Genomic DNA, 8,853 nt, shown 5'->3' on the forward strand with positions numbered 1-8,853 from the left:
ATGGTTCGACGCCGATCCTGGACCGGTTCATCGAGCTGGTGCGCCTGCACCCGGACCGGTTCATCTTCGGGTCGGATGCGGTGAAGCCGGAGTCGAACGCGCAGTACTTCCGCCATCACCACGACCTGGAGCCGATCTTCATGCGGATCCGCGACGAGGTGGGTGCGGACGCGTTGGCGAACGTCCGCTACCGGGTGCTGGAAATGCGGTTGGCCGACGCGCAGCGCGACGTCCAGCAGTGGGTGTTCAACGAGATGTCGGATCCGACCTCGCGGCGGCAGTGGAATGCCCTGTTCGACGAGCTCGGCCTGACCGAGCAGCGGCGCCAGATCGCCCGGGACTGGTTCGAGGCGCAGCCGTTGACGCCCACGGCGGCCGGTGTCGGGCCGGACTACCTGCTGCCGGACGGCACCGCGGTCAACGGCTCCCCCATGCTGCTCGGCACGCGCAACCGGCAGGTGCAGAGCCTGATCCGCTGGCACAACGCCGTCACGCCGAGAGTCGTGGCGGGGCGCAGGCTCTCGGTGCGGCTGATCGTCGCCGCGCTGCGCGCCTCGTGGTTCGACCACCAGAACGCCCACGAGGACCGGCGCGCCGCCCGCACCGCGCGCAAGCACGCCCGGCGGTTCGAGCTGGACGCGGCCACCCACACCGGCGAGTTGGGCCTGCTCGACGCCGCCGGTGACCCGTACACGGTGCAGGCCGTGATCTCGGCCGGGCAGACCGGGCACGCGACCACCCCCGACTGGGCGCGGCGGGTGCTCGAGCTCACCCAGGACTCGGAGCTGCGGAGGCTCGACGACACGGTCGAGCGGGGGCGCACGCGGAACCGCTTGCTCCTGCACACCGCGATCGCCGCCGGGGTGTTCACGGCCGTGGTCGCCGTCACCGGGTGGACGATGTGGCCGCTGCTGACCACGACCACCGCCGGGTACGTGGCGTTCGCGGTGCGCGGTGCGCTGAACCTGCAACGCGGCGTGTACAGCCAGCAGATGCGGGTGCTGGTGGAGTCGATCCTCGAACGTGGTCAGTTCAACGACGGCACGATCCGGCTGTTGAGCAAGACGATGCGCACGTACGCGTTCTTCGATCGCGCCACCGGGCAGCAGTTGGACGATTTCGGGCTGCAGGTGCAGAAGGCCATGGCCCGGGTCGTGGTGCTGAAGCAGCTCCTGCTGGCTCCGGACGCCGGTGAAACGGCGCGGATGCGGTACGAGACGGCGCTCCAGGACTTCTCGAAGTACCTGGACAAGGCGGGGAACGCGTTGGGGGCGCAGGCGCAGTCGTTCCACGGGCTGAACCCGCACGGCGGGGTGCTGGGCCGGCTGCTGAACACGGCGCTGGCGCTGACGTTCGTGGTGAACGCGTTCGGGCACTTCCACGGTCTCCTGACCACCGACGGCTTCGTCATGGCCGTCAACGGCGCCTTCCTCCTGGCGGACCTGCTGTTCCTCGGCCAGGCCGCCCCGTCGGCGATCACCGGTTGGGCGGGCTGGGACGTGGGCGCCCACCCGCTGATCCGCAAGCTCGTGCACCGGTTCGCCCTGCCGGTGATCACCTTCGCCAACGCGATGCTCACCGCGCAGCTGGCGTTCATCGACAGCTCGCCGATGGTCATCCCGGCGATCGCACTGACCCTCTCCTCGGGCTACCTGACGATCCTGGGCCTCATCAGCGAGGGCAAACTCGGCCGCTTGGCGCCGCGGCGCGGCGCGCTGGCCAACGGAGTGCTCAACGCCAGCCTGATGGCGTTCGGCGTGCTCACCCTGCTGCCGGACCACTGGTGGCAGCTGATCATGGCAGCGGGGCTCGGCCCGGTCGTCCTCTACGCGGTGTCGCGGCTCGACCTCTGGCTGTCGCGGCGCACACGCGCCCCACCGCCCGACCAGCTGCGGCTGGCGGCCATGACCGATGAGATCTCCGGTGTGCGCGGCCGGCTCGACCGGACCCCGCAGTTCCGGTGGGACGCGTTGCGCATCCGGGAACGCAACCGGCTGCTGCACGAGCTCGATCAGGCGCAGTCGCTGGTGTCCGAGCTGCGGCGCGAGAGCTGGACCGGTCCCGTGCCGAACCACCGGCTCGTCCGTGCCGAACGCCGGGTCGTAGCCGTGGTCGTAGAGCTCGACACGCTGATCGGCAACGCGTCCGGCGGGCTCGTCGTAGTGGGCCCGCCCGAGCCTGCCCTGCGGGCGATGGCGGGCGCGGCCGATGCGCTGGCCCGGGCAGCCACTCCCCTGGACGCGAGCCGCAACCCCGGTGGCCCGCAGGTCCCGGTGCTCCTCGTGCCGGCGCACCTGCGGCCGAAGGGAGCCGAGGGCGTGGTGGCCTTCGGGCACCGGCGGCGCGGCGCGGTGCTGATCTTCGAGGACACGTTCGCGGAGATCACCGAGCACATCGGCGCCTGGCGGCTGGGGGTCGAGTGGTGGACCCGGCTGCTGGAGCACGAGCGCGACTTCCACCTCGTCGGGCAGGAGGACACCGGGCACCGGCACGACCAGGACGCCGCCCCGATCGCCGCCGAGCTGGCCGCGGCGCGGTCCGCCGGTCTCGGCAGGCTCACCCCGGAGGAGGCCGGGCTGGTGGCCGCGGCGCTGCAGGAGCTGTGGGAGACCGGGCCGCACGGCGGGCACGTGGTCAGCGCGTTCGGGCTGATGCCGTTCGCGTCCGACGTGTCGCCGCGTTCCGGGCAGGCGGTGCTGCTCCTGCCGCGCCACGTGCTGCGCGACGAGCTGGTGGCGCAGAGCGGTGATCCGCGGGAGGCGGCGGACATCGTCCGGAGGCTCGTGCGGTTCGGGTGGGCGGACCGGTTCGGGCAGCAGCTCGTCGTCGTGCTCGAGCCGGTGGCACGCGAGCTCGAGCGCTACGGCCTCCTGCGCTCCGCCCTCGACGCGGCGGACGGGACCGGGCCGCCCGGCTACGACGAGCTGCTGCGCCGGTTCGCCGAAGCGCGGGCCGCACGGCCGGACGCGGCCGCCGCGTTCCACGCCCTGGCGCAGGCGCAGGACGCCGCCGCGGGCGCCCTTACCACGCGCGGCGAGGCCTACCTGACCGCCGCCGACGAATGGGTGGCCCCCCTCGCCGACGCCGCGCGCCAGGCGGACACCACCGACCTGGCGGTGCAGATCGCCACCCGGCACCCGGCGCTGCTGCGCTGGGCGGCCTTTGCGCCGGCCCTGCGCGCGATGCGGCGGGCCGACCCCGAGTGGTACGCCGACCTCGAGACGCTGGCCCTGCTGGCCGACCCCGACGCCGTGCCCACCGAGGGGACGCACGCCGACGTCGTCGCGCTGCGCTCGGCGCTCGCGGGCTTGTCGGCCGCGACGGAGCAGGACGTCGCCGAGCTGCGGGCCGCCCACGAGGCGCTCGGTGACGCCATGACCGGGCTGTGGCTCGCCACGATCGACGGGCCGGAACAGGAGCAGGACGCCGTCACCGCGATCCGCCGCGCCGTGCGGCAGCAGCTCGCGGCGAGCCGCGCAGGCGACCTCCCGTTCGAGCTGGTGCAACTGGGTCACCAGCTGCTGCAGCCGTGGATGCGGGTGCTGTCCGCCTACGGCGACGTGTCGCTGCTGCAGCTCGGCGCGCCGGGCGGGCGGGCCGACCTGGTCGGGGCGTACGTGGAGCTCGACCGCGCCCTTCGCGATGCCTTCGCCGACCCGGGCCCGCTCCCCGACCTGGAACCGGCCCGGCGTCTGCACGTCCTGGTGCAGGCGCGCCTGCGGGCGTGGGCGGCGGGCGAGCGGCTGGCCGCGGTCCTCGACGCCGCCGACGAGCGCTGGGCGCGGGAACTCGACGAGCTGCGCGATGCGTTGCGCACCGCCCGGCAGTCGACGGCGGCGCGGCTGTGGCGGGCCGACACCGTTGTCGCCACCCTCACCACGCTCGAGGCGCTGCTCTGGAACGACGTCGACCTGGACGTGTTGATCACGCAGGCCGGGGACGCCCACCGGGAAGCCGCTCTCGGCTTGCTGGCGGTCGGGCACCACCCGACCCCGCACGAGCTCGCGGAGCGCCTGGTGGAGCTGGCCGAGCTCGAGCGCCAGATCAGCGTCCTGCGCCTCGCTGCGCGCGCCCTCGACCCCGAGGCCGCGTTCGAGAGCAATCTGGCGCGGCTGCGCGGAATCCTGCTCGAGGCCGGCACCGAGGTGCACGAGCTGCTCACCGGGGCGGGCGTGGAGCTGGCCGGGGTGCTGCCGATGCCGGGTGACGAGGTCCGGGCCCGGCTCGCCGGCTACACCGGCGCCGTCGCGGACGCCGAGCGGGCGTACGAGGACGCCGTCGCCGCCCTGGACCGGGCGGAGGACGCGCTGCGCGAGCTGGACGGCGGGAGCACCACCGAGGATGCCGGTGGCCTCGTGGCGGTCGGGCCGCCCGGCCCGGCGCGACGTGCGATGTCGAACGCCGCGGAGCGGCTGCACGGCAGCGGGACGCCGCTGGACCCGGAGCGGTACCCGGGCCGGCCGCGCGGGCCGCCGGTGCCGGTTCGGCTGGTGCCGGCACGCCTGCGCCCCGCGGGGGCCGAGGGCGTGATCGCGTTCGGTCACCAGCGGCGGGGTGAGGTCCTGATCTTCGAGGACGTCTTCGCCGAGATCCTCGAACACATCGCGGCCGGGCGGCTGACCGTCGACTGGTGGAACCGGCTGCTCGAGCACGAGCGGGACTTCCACCTCCTCGGCGCGGAGCACACCGGGCAGCGGCACGACGAGCACGCCACCCCGATCGCCGGCGCCGTCCTCGTGGCGCGGGCCCGGGCGCACGCCGGCGCACCCGACACCACCGTCACCGGCGTGCCGGGCCCGCGGTTGGTGGTGGCCGCGGTTCGGCCCGGTTCGGCTGCGCTGCCGGAGGAGCAGTACGGGGAGGTGTGGTTCGCCGGGGTCCCGTACACCGCGTTCACCGGGCAGGAGATCGGTGTCCTCGCCGAGGCGATGGCCGCGTTGGCCGTGGGTGGCGTGCTGGTCATCCAGACCGGCGAGCGGGTCGCGCCGCACCTGCCGGAGATCACCGACGCGTTGCGCCGCCTCGGCGGCGGCTTCGTCGAGACGATCACGCAGCCGCGCCGGATCATCGTCGTCAAGTCGGCCCCCACCGACCCGGCCGCCCGCCACACCGGACCCGTCCCCTCGACGGAGGACGAGCCGACCCGGACCCGCCTGACCCGCCCGGCCGTGCGCCCGTTTGCCGTCGACGAACGGCGTCGGGCGACCGCCGCCCGGCTCCTCCAGGCAATCGGCCGGTCGGGCCGGGACTGGGCGCCGCCGCATTGGCTGCGCGACGAGCTGGGCATCGAGGACGGCGCCCTGCTGGCCGCCGCCGGGTCCTCGCCGTACCTCCTGCTGGTCCCCGCCGAGTTGGGTGGCACGGACATCGTCGCCGTGGACCGGGATGCGGTGGATGCCGGTTTCCGCGGCACCCTCGTGGACGACCGGCCCGCGCTCGAACTGCCAGGCCCCGCCGGCCGGCTGCTCGTGGACGGCCGGCAGATCGAGGCGACCGCCGAAGGCTGGGGTAAGACGAACCTGGGCCACTTCGTCGACCGGTTGACGGCGCAGATGGCCACCTGGCTGATCACCGATGGTGCGAACGAGGTACGCGCCCGGGCGCTGGCGCAGCTCGCCGAGACGTGGTCGGCGGGCACCGGCCCGGTGGCTCGCTCCGGGGAGCTCACGCTGCGCCGCATCGATCGAGGCGCTCCGGTCGCGCGGCTCGCTGACGGCACGACCACCGGCGTCCTCGACGTGCTCACGCTCCGGCTGGGGGCGGGCCGGGAGTTGCTGCTCGAGGTGTCCCCGGTCGCCGCGGGCGCGGACCACGGCCCCGCCTTCACCGCCGGGTACCCGGAGGGCTCGATCGTGCACGTCGGCACCGACCGCGGCACCACGATCGGCACCGGGGTGGTGGTGCGCGCCGCCGCACCCGGCCGGCCGGCGCACGTGCTCACCGCCCTGCACGTCGTGCAGGCCTACCAGCAGCACCACGCCGGGAGGAGCCGGCTGGTCGTCAACGGTTCGCGGGTGGGCGGCTGGACCACGCTGGCGCTCGCCCAGTACGGCACCGACCAGGATCGCGCGGCCGCCGCCGTCGCCCGGTTCGGCCACCACGCGGGCGTGGGCACCGTCGATCTGGCGCTGCTGGCGGTCGACGGCCTCGAGGCACCCGCGGTGCCGGTGCGGCCCACCGCGGTGCGTCCCGGCGAGCGGGTGGCGATCTCCGGCTTCCCGCAGGCCCACGAGCTGACCACCCAAGGCCGGGTCACGGCCACCCCGGCCGGCCACCTGGCTGCCGCAGTGCTGCTGGGCAAGGGAGTGTCGGGCGGGCCGGCGTTCGATGCGAACCACCACCTGGCGGGCATCGCCTCCTTCCGCCCGATGGACGACAGCCGGCTGCACCTGGTCGGCCCGGCGCTGATCGCGGCGTTCCTGAGCCGTGCCGGGCCTGTGCTGGACGGCCTCGGCAGCTCCGGCGGTGGCCTGGTGGCGCTCGGGCCGCAGGAGCCGGCGCGGGCGGCGATGCTCGGCTCGGCTGGCAGGCTGCACGCGGTCTCCGTGGTGCTGGACCGGCAGCGCTTCAGGCACCTGCCGCGCGGCCCGCCCGGTGTGGACGTCCGCGTGGTCGCGGCGAACGACCGCCCGGCGGGGGCCGAGGGCGTGATCGCGTTCGGCTGGGGCCAGCGGCGGGTGGTGCTGATCTTCGAGGACACCGTCGCCGAGGCCGACGCCCACATCGCCGCGGGACGGCTGCCCGCGAGCTGGTGGCTGCGGCTGCTGGCGCACGAGCGCGACTTCCACGTGGCCGGTGACCGGCACACCGGGCTGCGGCACGCGCTGGACGCGGGCCGGTTGGGTGCCCGCCTGCTGTGGGCCCGGGCCGGGGCCTGGTGGGCGCTGGTCCGCGCGGCGGGTTCGCCCGCGGCGCTGTGGTCCGCGCGCGGGCGGCTGGCGGCGGCCGAGGCGCTGACCGGGTGGGTGCGCCAGGCACCCAGCGCTCCGGACCACCTCCGCTACCGGTGGCTGGCCGAGGCGCGCCTGCTCGTGTCGCCGCTCCTCGCGAAGGTCATCGCGGGTGGGGACGCGTTCGACGTGGCCCGGCTGGCCCGGTTGCACGACGTCCTGGCGGGCATCGACGAGCTGCGGCCCCGGTACGGCGACGGCACCGCGCGGTGGTCGTGGCTGCCCGCGGTGTTCCGCCCCGTGCTGGGACCCGGGGTGTTCGCCGGGCTCGGGGTCGCCGCAGGCGCGTCCCTCGCGACGGCGGGCGCCGGCACGGTGGTGGCGGGCTTCGCGGCCGGGGTCGCCGTCTCCGCCGTGGCGCTGCGGCGGGTGGCCACGGCGTCCGGCTCGGCGTCGCGCCGGCTGCCTGCGCTGCTGGCCGCTGCGGGCTCGGCGCGCGGCCGTTCCGTGCTGTTGCGCGTCGCCGTCGCGGCCGGGGGTGTCGCGATCGGTGCCGCCGCCGGTGTCGCGGCGCTCACCGCGGCAGGCGGGTTGGCCATGGTGCTGCCCCCGATGGGGATGCCGTCCGGGGCGCCGGGTTCGGGTGACGACGGGCGGCGCGGCGAGGTGTTGCCCGAAGCCGGTCCGGAGGCGGGCGTGCTCGTGCCCGTCCCCGGCGTGCGGGTCCGGTCGAGCAGCCCCCAGGAGCACGACTTCCACCTGGCCGGCGACCGGCACACCGGGCTGCGGGGCGGCCTGCACTCGGCCCGGTTGATCGCGCGGCTGCTGTCGGCACGGTTCTTCGCCCCGTTCGGGCTGCGGGACGCCGCGGGCCGGTGGCTGGCCGCACTGGGGATCGCGGCGGTCATCGGCCTGACCACACCGAGCGGCGCGGAGGCCCACCCTGCCCCGAGGGCGATTCCCGTCGCGTCCGCTCCGGTCGTGGCCGGCCCAGCCGTCGTGGAGCAGGTGCAGCTCCACCTGCCACCGGCGCGGGCTCCGGTTGGCTCCGGCCGCGAGGTCTGGACGCAGCCGGGCGACACCGTGGCGCGGTTGGCGGACGGCCTCGGCACCTCTGCGGCCGCGGTCCGGGCCGCGCTCCAGGCGGCGCCGCGCGATGAACCGCTACCGGCGTCCGACAACGCGCCGCTGCGCGCGAACCTGCCCTTCACCGCTCCGGAGGGGACCGGCGCGACGTGGAAGACCCAGCCAGAGCGGTTCGCAGAGTGGGACAGCCTGTCCCGGATCGCGAGCCGCTTCGGCCTGCACGACTGGACGGACGTCGCCGACGCCAACCGCGAGGTGCTGGCCCGCCGGGACCCGGACCTGATCCACCCGGACGAGATCTTCACCGTGCCCGGGAAACCGGCTGCCCGTCCGACGGAGCCGCAGCCGACGGAGCCGCAGCCGACCCAGCCCGAACCGACCCAGCCCCGGCCCACCGAGCCGAGCCCGTCCGCGACGCCGGAGCGCACCCCCACGGCGCCGCCGGCCACGCCGGGTCCCGGGCGGACCGGCCCGTCGGGCGTGCTGGTGGCGTGGCTCGCCGCGGCCGGCGTGCTGGTCGCAGCCCTCGGGTGGTGGCGCGCCCGGGTGCGCGCCGGGGGCGAGGCGGCCGGCGTCGGGCCGGGCGGACGCCTGCTCGGCTGGTGGCGCGAACGGGCGCACCCGGGTGGCACGGGTGGCGGGCTGACCGGGTGGCTGCGGGCCCGGCAGGGCGAGCTGTTGGGCCTGCACGTGGGTGTGGGGATGACGGTGGCGATGGCGGCCACGTACGCCACGTTCGACATCGCCGCCACCTACGGGGTGGCGGCCACGTCGACGTTGTTGCTGGCGTTCGCGGGGTGGGGTGTGGGTGGGCTGTCGCTGTTGGTGAATGCGTTGTTCGGCAAGCGGATGGGGGTGAACGCGGCGCTGGGGGTGG

At 75.5% G+C, this 8,853-nt stretch carries 1 protein-coding gene; it reads left to right on the forward strand.

From position 1 onward, the window contains the following. Positions 1-8,853, forward strand: an 8,853-nt coding sequence (locus ACFPL3_RS41780; protein ID WP_379590995.1) for a trypsin-like peptidase domain-containing protein, incomplete at both ends; no start/stop codon positions are given.

The sequence above is a fragment of the Pseudonocardia zijingensis genome (assembly GCF_042657305.1).
In the GTDB taxonomy this organism is placed as follows: domain Bacteria; phylum Actinomycetota; class Actinomycetes; order Mycobacteriales; family Pseudonocardiaceae; genus Pseudonocardia; species Pseudonocardia zijingensis.